This window comes from Marinobacter sp. es.048 (assembly GCF_900188435.1).
Lineage (GTDB): Bacteria > Pseudomonadota > Gammaproteobacteria > Pseudomonadales > Oleiphilaceae > Marinobacter.
Genome location: NZ_FYFA01000002.1, coordinates 1233035 through 1248789, shown reverse-complemented (window position 1 = coordinate 1248789; position 15755 = coordinate 1233035). Strand labels below are relative to the sequence as shown.

Genomic DNA, 15755 nt, shown 5'->3' with positions numbered 1-15755 from the left:
TGATGCTGCAGCATCCCCAGATTGACCCGGTGGCCATCGCCATCGGTCCCCTAAAGATCCACTGGTATGGTCTGACCTATCTGTTCGGCTTTGTGGCTGGCTGGTGGCTTGGGCGCATCCGCACCCGCAAGCCCTGGTCGCCCATCAACGAAGAGCAGATGGGTGATCTGTTGTTTTACCTGGCCCTGGGGGTGATCCTTGGCGGTCGATTCGGCTATGTCCTTTTCTACAACTTTGATGCCTTCCTGGCGGATCCATTATGGCTGCTCCGGGTCTGGGAAGGCGGTATGTCGTTCCACGGCGGCCTGCTGGGCGTAATGTTTGCCATGTGGTGGTACGGCCGAAAAGTGGGCAGTGGTTTCTGGCGCATGGCTGACTTTGTGGCGCCACTGGTGCCGCTGGGGCTTGGTGCAGGACGGATCGGAAACTTCATCAATGGCGAGCTGTGGGGCAAGCCCACGGACGTTGCCTGGGGCATGGTGTTTCGCACAGCGCCGGATTCGCTCGCGCGGCATCCTTCCCAGCTGTACCAGTTTGCTCTGGAGGGCGTCGCCCTGTTTGTGATCCTTTGGTGGTTCTCATCCAGGCAGCGGCCGACCATGGCGGTGTCCGGTCTGTTCCTGGTCTGCTACGGGGTGTTCCGTTTCCTGGTGGAATTCGTGCGTCAGCCAGATCCGCAGCTGGGCTACCTCGCTTTTGACTGGCTTACCATGGGGCAGGTACTGTCCTTCCCGATGATCGTTGCCGGCGCCGCCCTGATGTTTATTGCCTACCGGAGACAAGCCTGATGAAAGCCTATCTCGACCTGATGAAAGACGTTGTTGATAACGGATTCGAAAAGGGGGACCGCACCGGTGTAGGTACCCGGTCGGTGTTCGGCCGCCAGATCCGCTTCAACCTGCAGGAAGGCTTCCCCCTGGTAACCACCAAAAAAGTCCACCTGCGCAGTATCATTTACGAATTGCTCTGGTTTCTCCGCGGCTCCACCGACAACACCTGGCTGCAGGAGCGCAAGGTCTCGATCTGGAACGAGTGGGCACTGGAAAACGGCGACCTCGGACCTATCTACGGCAAACAATGGCGGAGCTGGCAGTGCCCGAATGGCGAGGTGGTCGACCAGATCAGCGAGGTGATCGAACAGATTCGCACCAAGCCCAACTCCCGCCGCCTGATTGTCTCCGCCTGGAACCCGGCGGAGCTCCCGGACGAGTCCATCGGTCCCCAGGATAACGTTCGCGAGGGTCGTATGGCGCTGGCGCCCTGCCACTGTCTGTTCCAGTTCTACGTGGCGGACGGCAAACTCTCCTGCCAGCTTTACCAGCGCAGCGCCGACCTGTTCCTGGGCGTGCCCTTCAATATTGCCTCCTACGCCTTACTGACGCACATGATTGCCCAGCAGTGTGACCTGGATGTCGGTGAGTTTGTGCATACCTTTGGCGACTGCCACCTGTACCAGAACCACCTGACCGATGACATCGTCTTCGAGCAGCTGAAGCGCGAGCCCCGGGCCGTGCCTAAACTCGTGATCAAGCGCAAGCCCGCGAGCATCTTCGAGTACGAGCTGGAAGATTTCGAGTTTGAGGGCTATGACCCCTATCCGGGCATCAAGGCGCCGATTGCCATCTGACCGAATCCCGAAGAGACGAGTACATGAGAAAAGCCCTGATCGTTGCCATGTCCCGTAACCGGGTTATTGGCCGTAACAACAATCTGCCCTGGTATCTTCCGGGTGACCTCCGTTATTTCAAGCAGGCCACCATGGGCAAACCCATCATCATGGGTCGGAAGACCTGGGACTCCATCGGTCGGCCGCTGCCGGGGCGGATGAACGTGGTGATCTCACGGAATGAAGCCTGGGAAGCACCAACCGGAACAGTGGCTGCGAAGTCTTTGCCCGAAGCGCTGGTGAAAGCCGAGGCACAAGCGGAGCTGGAAGGTGGCGACGAAGTGATGATTATCGGTGGCGGGCAGATCTACGCCGAGGCATTGCCGATGGTTGACCGGATGTACATCACCCAGGTGCATGCTGAGGTGGACGGCGATGCGTTTTTTCCGGAAGTGGACTGGGATGATTGGGAAGAAATCGGACGGGAGGATTTCTCCGCGTCCGATAACAACCCTTACGACTACAGTTTCGTCGTCTATCAGCGCTTGGCGTCAGCCTGACGGGGCGGGCGTTTGCCTGCGGGCTTGCCGCCCTTGCCGGGAGGCTTGCCCTTTGGGCCGGGGCCGCCACGGCCCTTGGGACCTTTCTTGAAGCCCGGCTTGTACCCGGGCTTGCCACCCGGACGACCACCCTTGCGGTCCCGGCGCGGGGGCGCATTGGCCGAAATCTCCGGCAAGGCCTCCGGCTGCTCCAGCGGTAGCGATCCGGGCTGGGACGCTTCCAGCCAGCAGGCCAGAGCGCCGGCGACCATCGCCGTGTCCATGTCGTTGCGTTCTGCAATCTCATCCAGCAGTGCCATCGCTTTGGCCAGCTTGCCATCCTCGGCAAAGCCCAACAGCTGTGTTTCGAACTGCTGCTCGCGCATTTTTTTCAGCTCAACCGGCGAAGGCAGCTGATAGGCCTGCATGGGTGAGTTGGTAGCGCGCTCCAGTGTGCGTAGCCAGCTGCGTTCCCGGGGCGTAACCAGCAGGATTGCTTTTCCTTCGCGTCCGGCGCGGCCGGTTCGGCCAACGCGGTGGATGTAGGCTTCGGTGTCGTAGGGCACATCGTAGTTGATCACGTGGGTGATCCTGGGCACATCCAGTCCGCGTGCGGCCACGTCGGTGGCAACAATGATGTCTTTTTTGCCACGTTTGAGGTCTTCAACGGTCTGTTCACGCTGGCGCTGGTTGAGGTCACCGTTAAGCGGTGCCACCGCATGGCCTCGGGCAGAGAGTTTTTCCGCCAGCAGGGTGGTTTCTGCCTTGGTGCGCACAAAGATGATCGATGCGTCGATCGGCTCCACTTCAAGGATCCGGGTGAGGGCATCCAGTTTGCGCTCAGCGTACACCGGCAGAACGAACTGGGAAATGCGCTCGACCGTGCGGGTTTCGCTTTCGATACGAACTTCCGTGGCGTTGCGCAGGTAGGTCTGGGCCACTTTCTTGATTTGCGGAGGCATGGTGGCCGAGAACAGGGCCCGTTGGCAGTTCTCCGGCGTCTTCGCCAGAATCGCCTCTACGTCGTCGATAAAGCCCATGCGCAGCATTTCGTCGGCTTCATCGAGAACCAGTGCTTTCAGGCTGTCGAGTTTCAGTGTGCCCTTGCGCAGGTGGTCGAGCATACGGCCCGGCGTGCCCACGATAACCTGGGCGCCGCGGCGAAGCCCCTTGATCTGGGGGTAAAAGTCCTGGCCACCATAGATGGGCAGAACGTGGAAATTCCGGAACTTGCTGGCGTAGGTGGTAAAGGCTTCCGCCACCTGGATCGCAAGTTCCCGTGTTGGGGCCAAAACCAGAATCTGGGGGTCGGTAACAGAGGCGTCAATCCGGCTCAGCAGAGGCAGTGCAAACGCCGCGGTTTTACCGGTTCCGGTCTGGGCAACACCCAGAAGATGGTTACCGGCAAGCAGCGCGGGAATAGCTTGGGCCTGGATGGGTGACGGGGTTTCATAGCCAACGGCGGACACAGCTTCAAGTACGGCTGGATCAAGCCCCAGTTCGGCAAAGGACAATTCAGACATTGATTCACTCGGAATTCGGGAGGTAAAGCATTGCCGGGCAATGCATGTTGTGCGCATATTATAGCGGTTTTATTGCTGCTTTAATACGCAAAACCCCGACAGGGCTATAGGTAGTTGCCGGGGACTGGCCATTGCGTTGCTGTCCGATCTTCGGCAATCTTCGAAACTATCCCGATAGGTTGCTAACAGGAACATGAAATGACCTTTGATGAATTATTGCGGGCAGCCCGTGGCAGTGAGGAACTGGTAATGCCTGTGACCTGGTCCCAGGGCAGGGCCACATTCGGCGGTCTTACGGCAGCGTTGATGTTTGAGCGCATGGAGAAACTTGTCGTCGAGGGCCGGGCCATGCGGTCATTGCAGGTATCGTTCGTGGGCCCGGTGGAGCCGGAAGTGCCTGCAAGCTTCGAGGCCGAGATTCTGCGCGAGGGCAAGGCGGTCAGTCAGGTGCAGGGGCGCATTGTCCAGAAGGGTGAAACCCGGCTGGTCTGCCTGGCCAGCTTTGGCGGAGACCGGGACTCGGAGGTACAGGTGGAGGCCCTGCCGGCGCCCGAGGCAGCCTCGGTCAGCCAGAGCCCGGGGCTGGACTACATCGAAGGTGTTACCCCTGAATTCATCAAGCAGATCGAGATGCGCTGGGCTTTCGGTAACCTGCCGTTTAGTGGCAAGGGGGGCCGCGAACTGGGCGGTTGGATGCAGTTTCGGGAAACCCCGGAGACGTTCTCCGATGCTCATATCATTGCCCTGGTTGATGCCTGGCCCCCGGCGGTCCTGCCGTATGTGAAACAGCGGGTGAAGACCAGTTCCCTGAGCTGGGCGCTGGATATCGTGCATCCGAGGCCGGTCATGGAGCCGGGCGACTGGCTTTTGTACAAGGTTTCAATAGACCAGGCGGGAGCCGGGTATGGGCATACCCAGGCCGGGATATGGACTGCCAAAGGCGAGCTGGTGGCCCTGAGCCGCCAGACGGTAACGGTCTTCGGTTAAAGATAATGGCGGCTCAGGCCGCCATTTCCGATTTCAGGGCATCGATGATGATGCGGGCGAAATCTTCCGGTGAATCTTCCTGCAGGAAGTGCCCGCCCCGAAGGGTGATGTGGGGTTGGCCGTGGGCGCCGGGAATCCGGCGCTGCATATGTCTGTCGCCGCCCCGGGTAATCGGGTCGCCACTGCTAAAACAGGTGATGAATGGTTTTTTCCACCTTTCAAGAACCTGCCAGGCGGCCTTGTTTGCGTCGCTGTCTGGCGTGCCCTGTTCTGTGGGTACCAGTTTTGGAAACGCTTTGGCTCCGGCCTTGAACTCCGCCGATGGAAAAGGGGCCTCATAGGCGGCAAGTTCAGCCTTGCTCAGCGTGCGATCGGTGCCCAGTTGCACGATGCGCCCAACCGGGAACCAGGGGCTGTGCGTGGCAAAGGCCTTCCAAATGGAAAACACCGCAGGAACAGGGGCCTCGCCGGTGGGCAGCATACCATTCCCCACGATGATGCGACTGAAGCGCTGGCGGTGCTCCGCCGCCAGGCGCAGGCCCAGAAGTGACCCCCAGTTCTGGCACACCAGGGTAATGTTGGTGAGGTCCAGCTGTTCCAGCCAGCTGGCCAGCCATGCCAGATGGCGGCCATAACTGTAGTCAGCAACCGAGGCTGGCTTGTCGGATTTGCCGAAGCCGATCAGATCGGGAGCCAGCACCCGATGCCCGGCGTTTGCTACCAGGGGAATCATGTGCCGGTAAAGGTAGGACCATGAGGGCTCGCCATGAAGCATAAGCACCGGCGAGGCATTTCGCGGGCCCTCGTCAACATAGTGCATCCGGATTCCGGGTTCTACGTCGAGATGGTGTGGAGCAAAAGGGTAACCCGGAAGACCTGCGAAGCGGGCTTCATCGGTTCTCAGAATACGCATTCCATCGACTGTCCTGACTGATTGGTTGCGTGATTGCCGGGGGGCATTCGGTGATCAGAATGCCCTATTACAATCGTCGAAGATCAGGATAAAGCAGATGGAAAATTTGTGTGTTTGAGTTGCGTAACAGAGCGTTGCCGCTTTGAATCAGGACGCAATGCCGAACAGGCGTTCAGGGTTGTCAACGCGGGCCAGAGCCTCGTCACAGCAATTGACTGCACCGCAATCGTCGGCTGAGCAAAGGCCGATGGTCCGGCAATCCACATCCTGGTGCTGGTTGGCTTGATTCCGGAAAATCCGGGCCCTGGAGAGAATCGAGTGGCAATGGCCGCACAGCAGGGTAGGAACCGCACTGCCCTCAGCCAGAAGTGCCGTGTAATGCTGTGTTTGAGTCATAAATATCCTCCTGATACTGCCCAACATATGGGCCGAGTATGACATTTCAAAGTCGGGATGCCGGATTTATACGAGTTAACTGTCTGGATCGACCAGTGGCCGACGGTTGGAGCGCTTGTCATCCCAGTCAAGCTCCTTGGGGTCATACCAGCCGATTGCCCCCAGCACTCTCTCCCGAGTCTGAAGCGACAGTGTGGGCCAGAGCTCCTGGAAGTCTTCAAGGCCAAGCTCCCGCTGCTTTGTCTGCTTGCTTTGCAACCGGTTGATGATCCGGGGCAGCTGCAGGGCCTCGCCGAGCTGACCGGGCACCATGACTTCCTGGCCCATTACTTTGCGTCGGTGAGTTCTGGCGGCCAGAACCTTGCGCAACTCTGTGGCTGCATCCAGGGCTGTTTCGATGGTGAAGGTTTCCAGTTCCAACAACATGACCTGTCTATTAGTTGATCAACAACCGTCCACTATAACCCGAAGACAGCTACAGTGGCCACGCCAGCGTGGTAGGGTAGAATGGCCCGGTAAATCGCAGAACCAACATCAGGGAACCGCATAAACTATGTACGCAAAACTTGAAACACGGACTTTTCTGGCGTTGCTGGTCGGCGTTTCCCTTGCCTTTGTATTTCTGATGAAACCCTTCTTCGGGCCCATATTCTGGGCGGTCGCCATTGCCCTGATTTTCCACCCGGTGCAGCAATTGCTGGTGCGCAAACTCGGAGACAGACCCAATGTAAATGCCCTGATCACCCTGGGCATCTGCATGTTTATCGTGGTTATCCCGGTGCTGGTCCTGGTGACCTCACTGGTTGCCGAGGGCGTCGCGCTCTATCAGCAGATCCAGAGCGGCGAAATACGGCCCGGGGAATACATAGATCGGGTTAACCAGTCTTTCCCCGCGATCCAGGCCTTTCTGGCGCAGTTTGATATCAGCTTTGCAGAGCTCAGGGACAGGGCTGTGAGTATTTTTGTCGGAGGAAGCCAGTTCCTGGGAAGGCAGGCGTTGGGCGTGGGCCAGAATACCTTCCAGTTTTTCCTGGGCCTGGCGTTGATGGTGTACCTGGCGTTCTTCCTGCTGCGGGATGGCCATACGCTGGTGGAGTTGATCATCAAGGCTCTGCCATTGGGTGATGAGCGGGAGCGTTTGCTGTTCGCCAAGTTTGCTGAGGTGACCCGGGCTACCGTCAAGGGCAACCTGCTGATTGCGATCATCCAGGGGGCTCTGGGCGGGCTGATTTTTTGGGTTCTCGGGATCACTGGCGCTCTGCTTTGGGGTGTGGTCATGGCAATTGTTTCGCTGTTGCCCGCGGTAGGTGCCGCGCTGGTCTGGGTGCCGGCCGCTATCTACCTTGCGGCGGTGGGCGATGTGATCGAGGCGGTGGTGCTGACAGCCTTTGGAGTGGTGGTCATCGGACTGGCGGATAACTTGTTGCGCCCGGTACTGGTTGGTCGCGATACCAAACTGCCGGATTACATTGTCCTGCTGTCGACCCTCGGCGGCATCGTCATGTTCGGCATCAACGGTTTTGTGATGGGACCATTGGTGGCGGCCCTCTTTATGGCGTTCTGGGGGATTTTCATCCGCGAATTCAGTGAGGAGGCCCACCGTCCGCCCGCTACGGTGGACGAAGAGGCGCCAGCGCAAAGCAAGGAAACGGAACATGATGTCCGGTAAGACGACATACGACAAAAGTATGGTAGGCTTTTAGCCGTTTGCCCCAGCCTGTGGAGATAGGCACCACATAACAAGAAAGAAACGGATATCGATGAGATATCAGGAGTTAGCAGGTGAGTACCATGAGAAAAGCAACTACTCGATTGGGACGCCTGGCCGCAGCGGCCGGATTGGCGGTCACACTGGGCTTTGCCCCTGCAGCCTTCGCGGATGAGATCGTTGCACTCAAGAATGCGCTCTACGGAGCAGGGTACGACATTACCAATGTCAGCCCGCAGATGGATGACTCAACCCGGTCCGCGTTAACGCGGTTCCAGCAGGATAACGGTCTTCAGGCCACGGGAAGTCTGGACGATCCGACCAAAGAGGCCCTGGGCATGATCTCGGTTCAGGTTGCTGCTTCGGCACCATCACAGTCCACCGAATCCAGCGGCGCGCCGGCTCAGGAGTCGGCTTCTTCCGCGGCAGAAACCTCGGCCCCGGAGTCGGAGCAGGATGACGCCATCGAAGAAGAGGAAGATGGCGGCTGGTCGCTCTGGTAATCGGAGTCTCCCGAACAGCAAAAAGCCCGGCGGGATTTCCAGCCGGGCTTTTTTGTTGGTTCTGACCCGGAACAGTCAGTCGAGTTTTTCGAGATCCCGAACGGCACCCTTATCGGCACTTGTGGCCAGTAGCGCATAGGCTTTCAGGGCTGCAGATACCTTGCGGTCCCGCGGCAGTTCCGGTTTCCAGCCCTTTGCGTCGCGGGCTTCCCGGCGACGATCCAGTCCGTGCTGGTCCAGCTCCACGTTGATACTCCTGTTTGGAATGTCGATACGTATCGTATCGCCATTCTCGATCAGGCCAATGGCACCGCCGGCGGCGGCTTCCGGCGACGCGTGGCCGATCGACAGGCCTGAGGTACCGCCGGAGAAACGTCCGTCCGTCAACAGTGCGCAGTCTTTGCCGAGTCCCTTGGATTTCAGATAGCTGGTCGGGTAGAGCATCTCCTGCATGCCCGGTCCGCCACGGGGCCCTTCGTAACGGATGATCACAACCTCGCCCGGCTTGACCTCGTCAGCGAGAATCCCGGCAACGGCGGAGTCCTGACTTTCAAATACCCTTGCCTTGCCCTCGAACACGTAGATGCTCTCGTCCACGCCCGCGGTTTTGACCACGCAGCCGTCCAGGGCAATATTGCCGTAGAGCACTGCCAGACCGCCTTCGGAACTGTAGGCGTTTTCAACCGAGCGGATGCAGCCGGTTTCCCGGTCACCATCCAGGGTTGGCCAGCGGGTGCTCTGGGAAAAGGCGGTCTGGGTGGGAATGCCGGCGGGTCCGGCTTTGTAGAATTCAACCACTTCGGTGGGCGGCGACCTCATGATGTCCCAGGTCTCCAGGGCTTCTTTCATGGTTTTGCTGTGCACGGTCGGAAGATCGGTGTTGATCAGTCCTCCCCGCTCCAGCTCGCCAAGAATACCCATGATCCCGCCGGCACGGTGTACGTCTTCCATGTGATACTTGGGAGAGTTGGGGGCCACCTTACACAGTTGCGGCACCCGACGTGAAAGCTGGTCGATTTCGTTCAGCGTAAAGGGAACACCGCCTTCCTGGGCAGCTGCCAGCAAGTGGAGGATGGTATTGGTTGAGCCGCCCATGGCGATGTCCATGACCATGGCATTTTCAAAGGCCGCCATCGAGGCAATGCTCAACGGCAGTACACTGGCATCATCGTCCTCGTAATACCGGCGCGCATTCTCCACAATCTGTCGACCTGCCTTGAGGAACAGCTGTTCCCGATCGGCGTGCGTTGCCAGCAGTGAACCGTTGCCCGGGAGCGCCAATCCGATGGCCTCGGTCAGGCAGTTCATGGAGTTGGCGGTGAACATGCCAGAACAGGAGCCACAGGTAGGGCAGGCGCTGCGCTCGTATTCTTCCACCTGTTCATCGGAAGCGTTGGGATCAGCAGCAATGACCATGGCGTCCACCAAGTCGAGCTTGTGCTCGGACAATTTGGTTTTGCCTGCTTCCATGGGGCCGCCGGACACGAAAATGGTGGGGATGTTCAGGCGCATGGCGGCCATCAGCATGCCCGGAGTGATTTTGTCGCAGTTGGAGATACACACAAGCGCATCGGCACAGTGAGCGTTCACCATGTACTCTACAGAGTCGGCGATGATTTCCCGTGAGGGCAGCGAATACAGCATGCCGTCATGGCCCATGGCGATGCCATCGTCTACCGCGATGGTGTTGAATTCCTTGGCGACACCCCCGGCGGCCTCGATTTCGCGGCACACCAGCTGGCCGAGGTCCTTGAGGTGCACGTGGCCCGGCACGAACTGTGTGAAAGAATTGGCAACCGCGATAATGGGTTTGCCGAAATCGCCGTCTTTCATACCGGTGGCGCGCCAGAGGGCACGGGCGCCGGCCATATTGCGGCCTGCGGTGGATGTCCGCGAACGATACTGAGGCATGGTGTTCTATTCTCTCTGTTGTTACCCGATGACGATGATCAAAAAAACAGAGGATACCAGATTAGACTGGAGGCGCATGGTTGTTTTCAGAGCCTCTGTTTACAATAGTTAACACAGTTGCCAACTTATTTTCCGGTTTGATCCGACAAGGAGTATGCCTATGGCCGGCCAGGAAAGCCTGCCGCTTCGTCGCCTTAAAGAGTTTCAGCCGTTGAACCGGCTGACCGATGACCAGTTGGTTTTGCTTGCCAGCCGAGCCGAGCGTCGTACCCATGGGCCCGGGCAGCGGGTTCTGGAACGCGGTGTCCGTGATGGTCTCGATTTTTTCCTGGTGGCGGGAAAGATTGAGCTTGAGTCCGTGGATGGCCGAAAAACGATCATTGAAGCCGAAACCGAGAAAGCCCAGAACCCGATTGCCAGACTCCAGCCACGGATGTACGACGTTACAGCCGTAAAACCTTCGGAGTTCCTGGTCGTCGAGCAGGACATCCTCAACCAGTTGCTGCGCTCAGCGCCTGTCGAACAGGTTGAGATGGATTCTGGTGAAGGCAATGGAGGGCTGGAGAGCGAGGAGCATCACCTGCTGATGGAGTTCCTGTCGGAGCTGCGATCGAACCAGGTGAAGCTTCCCAGTGTGCCGGATGTGGCCTGGAAGGTTCGGCGGGCGGTGGATCGTGAAGAGTCGACGGCGGACCAGGTGGCCCTTGCGATATCGGCCGACCCTGCCATGGCGGCCAAGCTTGTTCGCGCCTGTAACAGCCCCCTCTACCGTGGATTCAGTGACGTCCGGAATGTCCGGGAAGCGGTTGTCCGTCTGGGAATGCGTACCACCCGGCAACTGGTGACGGTGTTTTCCATGCGGGAGGTGTTCAAGACCCGCCAGGCGTCACTTCAAAAAGAGATGGAAAAGCTTTGGCGTCACTCCCGTGAAGTGGCTGCATTGTGCTGGGTGCTTGCGGATCACGCTACCAAACTGAATCCGGAGGAGGCGTTGCTGGCGGGGCTACTCCATGACATCGGCGTGGTGCCAATCCTGGTCCAGGCTGAACACCATGTGAATCTCTTTGCCGATGAGGCCAACCTCGGCCATGCGATCCGTGAGCTCAGGGCGGATGTGGGCACGGCGGTCCTGGAGAACTGGTCTTTCCCGCCGGCGTTTGTGGAGGCGGTCCGCCACGCCGAGGACTGGGGTTATGAGTGCCGTGAGGCGTCGCCCCAACTGGTGGATGTGGTTATCGTGGCGCAATTGCATTCGATGATCGGTTCCAGCCAGAATGCTGATCTGCCTCCGTTCGACCAGGTGCCGGCGTATCGGCGTCTGGGCGAGCTTGAACTCAATGCCTCTCGCAGTCTGCAGCTTCTGACGGAGGCCAGGGCCCGGGTCGACGAAGTTCAGCAATTGCTGTCCATCCGTTGATTGTCCGGGCTGTGTAAACTGTGGAGTCTGCTTTCTGGTGACTGTTGCACTTATGAATGTACCTTTGTTCCCCCTGAATTCCATCGTCCTGCCCAGGGGGAGGATTCCCTTGCAGCTGTTCGAGCCGCGCTACATCGACATGCTGACCCGTTGTCTCAAGGAGGACCGCGGGTTCGTTGTAGTACTTTTGCAGGAAGGCGGAGAGGTTGGTCGCACTGCCGCCTTCTACGATATCGGTACCTATGTACGGATTATTGATTTCCAGCAGCTTGAGAGCGGCCTACTGGGGATTACCGTTGAGGGCGAATCCAAGGTGTCCGTGGTCCGTAGCTGGCAGCAGGAAGACGGCCTGAATGTGGGTGACGTCGAGTGCCTGATTGAAGAGGCGGAGAGTGAGGTGCCGGAGCATTTCAGCGAGTTGCCTTCAGTTCTGAAGGCGCTGTTTCGTCATCCGGTCATCCGGGACCTGAACATGGATATCGACTATGGCGATGCCAGGGATGTTGGCTGGCGACTCACGGAACTGTTGCCTCTGGACAAGCAGGAAAAGCAGAAGCTGGTGGAATTACAGGACCCTCTCGAACGGCTCACCCGGCTACAGGGCCTTCTGGAAGCGCTGGAGGAGGGCTAGGCTCTAACCCACGGGCCGGAAATTCAGTACGGCCTCATCCCATGACAGCATGATATACCCGCCTGCAAAGACCGCCCAGACAATCGCTGAAGCCATGATGGTTATATCAGGTGCCAGAGGTACCTTGTCGTAACGGCTGTAACTGGCCCGCACCGCACCGGTGACAGCCAGTGCAAGCAACAACCCCCCGATCACGTCCGTGAACCAGTGAACTCCCAGGTAAAGCCTGCTAAGAGCCACGGGCACCAGTGGAAGAGACAGCAAGACATAGTATTGCCAGCGCTTCCGGTGTCGGCTTTCACCGGCAACAAAGCTTGCCAGCAGGGTGACCAGCAGGGTAATACCTGCCGTGTGACCGCTGGGGAAGGCGCCGGAATTCGGCGGGCCCATGACTTCGTCCGGCCGGGGGATGCCGAGCAGTGATTTCAGGCCCCAGACCAGGACTACCGTTACGAAGACGGCCACCAGAATATGGACGGCAGCGGCGTAATAGCCCCGGAACAGGAGGGCTGCGCAGGCCAGCGCACCGGCGGTCATCAGCACTGGCGCATCACCAAGCAGGGTGATGGCAATGAAGGGGCCGTCCAGCAGGGGCTGCCGGAGTTGTTCGAACCATTGAAGCGTGGCCTGGTCGAATCCATCGAGCAGGCTCGTTGCTGTGGCCAGCTGTCCCCAAATCAGCAATAGCGCGGAAGCGCCAAGCGCGAGCATGAATGAGGCCAGCGGAAACTCACCTTCCCGCGCCGGACGCTGGTTGGTGTAAAGGCGCCAAAATCTGTTCGTTGCCTCGTATTGCGCCATCCATTGCTTTAGCCACCGGTAGAAACGGCTGTCCTCCCCGAGTCCCAGCTGAAACCGCAAGAGAACAAAATAGACCACGGTCAGAGCGGCGAGGCTGACGCCGATCACTGCATAGAAGTGCGCCGGAGGCCTGATTTCGCTGGCCAGGGCGCTGCCTACGAGAAACCCCGGGAAAATATAGACCGGTGCCCAGGCGATGGCGGAGCCAATGTTGAAGGTCAGAAAGCGACGCCAGGACATCATCAGCGCTCCGGCAATCAGGGGGATTATCGGGCGTACCGGCCCGACGAAGCGCCCGATGATCACGCTTTTACCGCCGTGACGGTTAAAAAAACGCTCTCCGGTACTGATGATTTTCGGGTAACGGCTCAGCGGCCAGGCCGTTGTCAGGCGACCCTGCAGCAACCGCCCGAGAGCAAAACTCGCCGTGTCGCCCGCAATGGCGCCCAGGCCGGCCCAGAGAAGTGTCTCGGGCAATGGCATACCCGTCTCACCGGCCATTACAGCGACGGCGAACAGGATGGCGACACCCGGGACAATAATGCCGACGATGGCGAGAGATTCGATGAAGGCGGTCGTAAACAGGGCCGTTGCCAGCCAGCCGGGATGCAGGCTGAGCCATGCCGACAGGTCGTTCAGCCAGGCACTGCTCATGTTTCGATGGTTTCTCCCGGACTGAACCAGACCGAATCAGTCCCGCGCCTGCGAGCTTCCTCCATGGCCTGGTGGGCCCGTTTACGGAGTGTGTCGGTGCGGGTGTCGCCGCTGCCCCGGGTTGTGCAGCCCAGGCTTACGGTCGCTTTGCCAACCACGGGCCAGTGGTGTTCGGCGATGGTGCGGCGAATCCGCTCGGCTATTACTCTCACGCCCTCTTCGGGTGTAAACGGCAGTATCAGGAAAAACTCGGAGTCTTTCAGGGTGTACAGGGTGTCACCGGCACGAATCACGCCAAAAAGGTGTTCGGTCATAGCCCGAAACAGGCCCTGAACCTGGTCCCTGCCGTGGAGGTCGGCCACCTCATCGGCATAATCAATACTCAGGTCGATCACAGACAGGCAGTGCCCGGTGGCGATGGCCCGGCTGATCTCTTTCTGAAGGGTTTCATCCAGGAAGCGGGCGTTGTGGGCACCGGTAACCGGATCGGTAATAGCGAGGTCCTCTGCCGACTGGGCCATGTGGTCATACTGCCAGATGTACAGGGCCGCGACCGCCAGAAGAATGAACAGGCCTCCGGTTATGGTGATTGCCTCAGCCGGTGACTGTTCAAGAAACAGGATGATCGACATGGGCACCAGCAGCAAAAGGGAGAGCCCGACGCCCTGGCGCAACGGCAGGATAAGCAGGTTCAGCACAAGCAGGGGCATCGCCCAGTGGCTGATTCCGGGGGCATCCATGGTCAGCAATGCTGCCAGCATGCCACTGTTCAGGCCGGAGAGGATAACCAGATGCCCGGGCGCTGACAGTTGATGCCGACGGCAAATAATGGTGTAAACGGCACCGGCCAGGGTCAGAACCGCCATCCCGGAGGCCAGGTAGAACAGTTCATAAAAGCCATAGCGGAGGTTCTGCATCGCCAGGGTGAAAATGAACAGGCAGGCGATGCCGTAGCCAAAGGCGTGTGTCCAGGTTCTCAGGCGGGTCTCCGTCATACGGCCGGCCCCTCTGCTCGCGGTTGGCTCGGTTGCGCCGGCTGTGACCAGGAACTGTAGGCCTGGCTCCGGTTGCCCCCCTGCTGCTGGGCCCGGCGCAGGGCGTTCGCCGCGCTCTGCTGCAGACTGTTGGCATCGTCACCGATGTTCAGACCGGCGATTCCGGTGCTGACGGTCAGGTTCATGCCGTGGGATTCCAGAAGCGTTGCCAGGCCCTTGCGGATGGTCTCGGCGCGGGCGATGGCATCGCTGGTGGAAATGCCCGGCAGGATCACCAGAAACTGCAGATCGGCAACCCGATAGTAGGTGTCGAAGTCACGGATCTGGGAATGCAGGTAGCGACCAATGCGGGGAAGAATCGAGCGAATATCCTCGTCCGGATCATTGTCGCTGAGATGGGTGTCCAGCCCGATCATAATAATGGACATATCCGTACCTTCCCGTTCGCTGCGCTGGATTTCCTTGTGCAGGTCGGCGGAAAGATATTCCCGGCTTGCCGCCTGGGTCAGTTCATCGGTCCTGCGTAACGGGGCCAGTTGCCGAGCCTTGTAGGTACGGAGAAATATCAGCAGAGCCGAGAGCAGCAGGGTGAGCAGAAAAGCGCTGATCATCTGGTGGCGGTCGGCAAGGCCGACAGCCCATTGTGTTGCGATCATCGCCAGAACGGTGATGAGCAGGGTGGCCAGTGCTGCTGCCGCAGGAGGGACCAATGCGAAAGCGACCAGAGGAAGGGCGTACAGCCAGTGGCTCAGGATCCAGGGGCCGGTCCAGAAGCTGCCCAGCAGAATCAGCAAAAGCACTACAAAGAAAGTCTGCTGGACTCGGGGCCAAGGCTGGTTGATCCGGTTGGGGTGGAAAGTCTTTCCGGCGATGACAATGCCAGCAGCGGCAGCCGCAGCTGCGGCAACCATGGGTTCTCCCAGTACGGCACAGAGGGTGGCAATAGCGATCAGGACCACGAAGCCTGCCCGCGACAACTTGCTTAACAGGAATTTTTCGGCCATCTGGGCCATTGTGTCCTTCCTTTTCCTGAATTCCCCTAAAAAACCGTCCCCGGGGAACCTTAACAGTTCCGAGTATGGCATATCGCAGCGGTATAATATCTGTTTGGGATGCGTACTTGAAACGGGAAAGGTAAAGTTAAGCCCTTATTCCTGATTCCGCTTGAAAA

At 59.0% G+C, this 15755-nt stretch carries 16 protein-coding genes; 8 read left to right on the top strand and 8 right to left on the bottom strand.

Features of this window, described 5'->3' with window-relative positions:
- Positions 1 to 2: 2 nt before the first annotated feature.
- Genes lgt through CFT65_RS16780 form a run of 3 tightly spaced genes read left to right on the top strand, consistent with a single transcriptional unit; the run spans position 3 to position 2166 of the window.
- Complete coding sequence (gene lgt / locus CFT65_RS16790; RefSeq protein WP_088829187.1) at positions 3 to 788, top strand: prolipoprotein diacylglyceryl transferase; 786 nt, start codon at positions 3 to 5, stop codon at positions 786 to 788.
- Positions 788 to 1627 (top strand): thymidylate synthase, encoded by an 840-nt coding sequence (locus CFT65_RS16785; RefSeq protein WP_088829186.1) that lies wholly within the window; start codon positions 788 to 790, stop codon positions 1625 to 1627. The genes lgt and CFT65_RS16785 overlap by 1 nt, the downstream gene beginning before the upstream one ends.
- 23 nt (positions 1628 to 1650) lie before the next feature.
- Positions 1651 to 2166: a dihydrofolate reductase gene (locus CFT65_RS16780; protein ID WP_088829185.1), complete on the top strand. Its 516-nt coding sequence runs from the start codon at positions 1651 to 1653 to the stop codon at positions 2164 to 2166.
- Here the strand turns inward: CFT65_RS16780 and CFT65_RS16775 are convergent.
- On the bottom strand, positions 2145 to 3668 hold the full coding sequence (locus tag CFT65_RS16775; protein WP_088829184.1) for a DEAD/DEAH box helicase: 1524 nt from the start codon (positions 3666 to 3668) through the stop codon (positions 2145 to 2147). The genes CFT65_RS16780 and CFT65_RS16775 overlap by 22 nt on opposite strands.
- Before the next feature lie 198 nt (positions 3669 to 3866).
- On the opposite strand from CFT65_RS16775, the gene CFT65_RS16770 reads away from it, so the two are divergent.
- Positions 3867 to 4655 carry an acyl-CoA thioesterase gene (locus CFT65_RS16770; protein ID WP_088829183.1) on the top strand — a complete coding sequence of 263 codons (789 nt, stop codon included), beginning with the start codon at positions 3867 to 3869 and terminating at the stop codon, positions 4653 to 4655.
- 13 nt (positions 4656 to 4668) lie between these two features.
- Here CFT65_RS16770 and CFT65_RS16765 read toward each other — a convergent pair whose 3' ends face one another.
- From CFT65_RS16765 to CFT65_RS16755, 3 genes are all read right to left on the bottom strand, one after another.
- On the bottom strand, positions 4669 to 5568 hold the full coding sequence (locus CFT65_RS16765; RefSeq protein ID WP_088829182.1) for a haloalkane dehalogenase: 900 nt from the start codon (positions 5566 to 5568) through the stop codon (positions 4669 to 4671).
- Between the two features lie 147 nt (positions 5569 to 5715).
- Positions 5716 to 5964 (bottom strand): hypothetical protein, encoded by a 249-nt coding sequence (locus CFT65_RS16760; protein ID WP_088829181.1) that lies wholly within the window; start codon positions 5962 to 5964, stop codon positions 5716 to 5718.
- A 75-nt stretch (positions 5965 to 6039) separates the two neighbouring features.
- Positions 6040 to 6390: a hypothetical protein gene (locus CFT65_RS16755; RefSeq protein ID WP_088829180.1), complete on the bottom strand. Its 351-nt coding sequence runs from the start codon at positions 6388 to 6390 to the stop codon at positions 6040 to 6042.
- Between the two features lie 127 nt (positions 6391 to 6517).
- Between CFT65_RS16755 and CFT65_RS16750 the strand changes: the two genes are divergently transcribed.
- Both CFT65_RS16750 and CFT65_RS16745 read left to right on the top strand, forming a co-directional pair.
- Entirely contained in the window at positions 6518 to 7633 is a 1116-nt protein-coding gene (locus CFT65_RS16750) for an AI-2E family transporter (RefSeq protein ID WP_088829179.1), read from the top strand.
- A 122-nt stretch (positions 7634 to 7755) separates the two neighbouring features.
- Positions 7756 to 8175 (top strand): peptidoglycan-binding domain-containing protein, encoded by a 420-nt coding sequence (locus tag CFT65_RS16745; RefSeq protein ID WP_088829178.1) that lies wholly within the window; start codon positions 7756 to 7758, stop codon positions 8173 to 8175.
- A 75-nt stretch (positions 8176 to 8250) separates the two neighbouring features.
- Here the strand turns inward: CFT65_RS16745 and ilvD are convergent, their stop codons facing one another.
- The gene (ilvD, locus tag CFT65_RS16740; RefSeq protein WP_088829177.1) at positions 8251 to 10086 is read right to left on the bottom strand and encodes a dihydroxy-acid dehydratase; all 1836 of its coding nucleotides are present in this window, start codon (positions 10084 to 10086) and stop codon (positions 8251 to 8253) included.
- Positions 10087 to 10246: 160 nt separating this feature from the next.
- On the opposite strand from ilvD, the gene CFT65_RS16735 reads away from it, so the two are divergent.
- Together CFT65_RS16735 and CFT65_RS16730 are read left to right on the top strand one after the other, a co-directional pair.
- Positions 10247 to 11503 (top strand): HDOD domain-containing protein, encoded by a 1257-nt coding sequence (locus CFT65_RS16735; protein WP_088829176.1) that lies wholly within the window; start codon positions 10247 to 10249, stop codon positions 11501 to 11503.
- 52 nt (positions 11504 to 11555) lie between these two features.
- Entirely contained in the window at positions 11556 to 12134 is a 579-nt protein-coding gene (locus CFT65_RS16730) for an LON peptidase substrate-binding domain-containing protein (protein WP_088829175.1), read from the top strand.
- 3 nt (positions 12135 to 12137) lie between these two features.
- Here the strand turns inward: CFT65_RS16730 and CFT65_RS16725 are convergent, their stop codons facing one another.
- Genes CFT65_RS16725 through CFT65_RS16715 form a run of 3 tightly spaced genes read right to left on the bottom strand, consistent with a single transcriptional unit; the run spans position 12138 to position 15597 of the window.
- Positions 12138 to 13589: a bifunctional DedA family/phosphatase PAP2 family protein gene (locus tag CFT65_RS16725; protein ID WP_088829174.1), complete on the bottom strand. Its 1452-nt coding sequence runs from the start codon at positions 13587 to 13589 to the stop codon at positions 12138 to 12140.
- Positions 13586 to 14584, bottom strand: coding sequence for a GGDEF domain-containing protein (locus CFT65_RS16720; RefSeq protein ID WP_088829173.1), 999 nt, complete (start codon positions 14582 to 14584; stop codon positions 13586 to 13588). The genes CFT65_RS16725 and CFT65_RS16720 overlap by 4 nt, the downstream gene beginning before the upstream one ends.
- Entirely contained in the window at positions 14581 to 15597 is a 1017-nt protein-coding gene (locus CFT65_RS16715) for a GGDEF domain-containing protein (protein WP_088829172.1), read from the bottom strand. Before CFT65_RS16715 ends, CFT65_RS16720 begins: the two co-directional genes overlap by 4 nt.
- Positions 15598 to 15755 lie beyond the last annotated feature (158 nt).

Excerpts from the sequence above, each read along its gene's own strand:
- lgt (WP_088829187.1), top strand. The coding sequence starts at position 3 with ATGCTGCAGCATCCCCAGATTGACCCGGTGGCCATCGCCATCGGTCCC.
- CFT65_RS16785 (WP_088829186.1), top strand. The coding sequence starts at position 788 with ATGAAAGCCTATCTCGACCTGATGAAAGACGTTGTTGATAACGGATTC.
- CFT65_RS16780 (WP_088829185.1), top strand. The coding sequence starts at position 1,651 with ATGAGAAAAGCCCTGATCGTTGCCATGTCCCGTAACCGGGTTATTGGC.
- CFT65_RS16775 (WP_088829184.1), bottom strand. The coding sequence starts at position 3,668 with ATGTCTGAATTGTCCTTTGCCGAACTGGGGCTTGATCCAGCCGTACTT.
- CFT65_RS16770 (WP_088829183.1), top strand. The coding sequence starts at position 3,867 with ATGACCTTTGATGAATTATTGCGGGCAGCCCGTGGCAGTGAGGAACTG.
- CFT65_RS16765 (WP_088829182.1), bottom strand. The coding sequence starts at position 5,568 with ATGCGTATTCTGAGAACCGATGAAGCCCGCTTCGCAGGTCTTCCGGGT.
- CFT65_RS16760 (WP_088829181.1), bottom strand. The coding sequence starts at position 5,964 with ATGACTCAAACACAGCATTACACGGCACTTCTGGCTGAGGGCAGTGCG.
- CFT65_RS16755 (WP_088829180.1), bottom strand. The coding sequence starts at position 6,390 with ATGTTGTTGGAACTGGAAACCTTCACCATCGAAACAGCCCTGGATGCA.
- CFT65_RS16750 (WP_088829179.1), top strand. The coding sequence starts at position 6,518 with ATGTACGCAAAACTTGAAACACGGACTTTTCTGGCGTTGCTGGTCGGC.
- CFT65_RS16745 (WP_088829178.1), top strand. The coding sequence starts at position 7,756 with ATGAGAAAAGCAACTACTCGATTGGGACGCCTGGCCGCAGCGGCCGGA.
- ilvD (WP_088829177.1), bottom strand. The coding sequence starts at position 10,086 with ATGCCTCAGTATCGTTCGCGGACATCCACCGCAGGCCGCAATATGGCC.
- CFT65_RS16735 (WP_088829176.1), top strand. The coding sequence starts at position 10,247 with ATGGCCGGCCAGGAAAGCCTGCCGCTTCGTCGCCTTAAAGAGTTTCAG.
- CFT65_RS16730 (WP_088829175.1), top strand. The coding sequence starts at position 11,556 with ATGAATGTACCTTTGTTCCCCCTGAATTCCATCGTCCTGCCCAGGGGG.
- CFT65_RS16725 (WP_088829174.1), bottom strand. The coding sequence starts at position 13,589 with ATGAGCAGTGCCTGGCTGAACGACCTGTCGGCATGGCTCAGCCTGCAT.
- CFT65_RS16720 (WP_088829173.1), bottom strand. The coding sequence starts at position 14,584 with ATGACGGAGACCCGCCTGAGAACCTGGACACACGCCTTTGGCTACGGC.
- CFT65_RS16715 (WP_088829172.1), bottom strand. The coding sequence starts at position 15,597 with ATGGCCCAGATGGCCGAAAAATTCCTGTTAAGCAAGTTGTCGCGGGCA.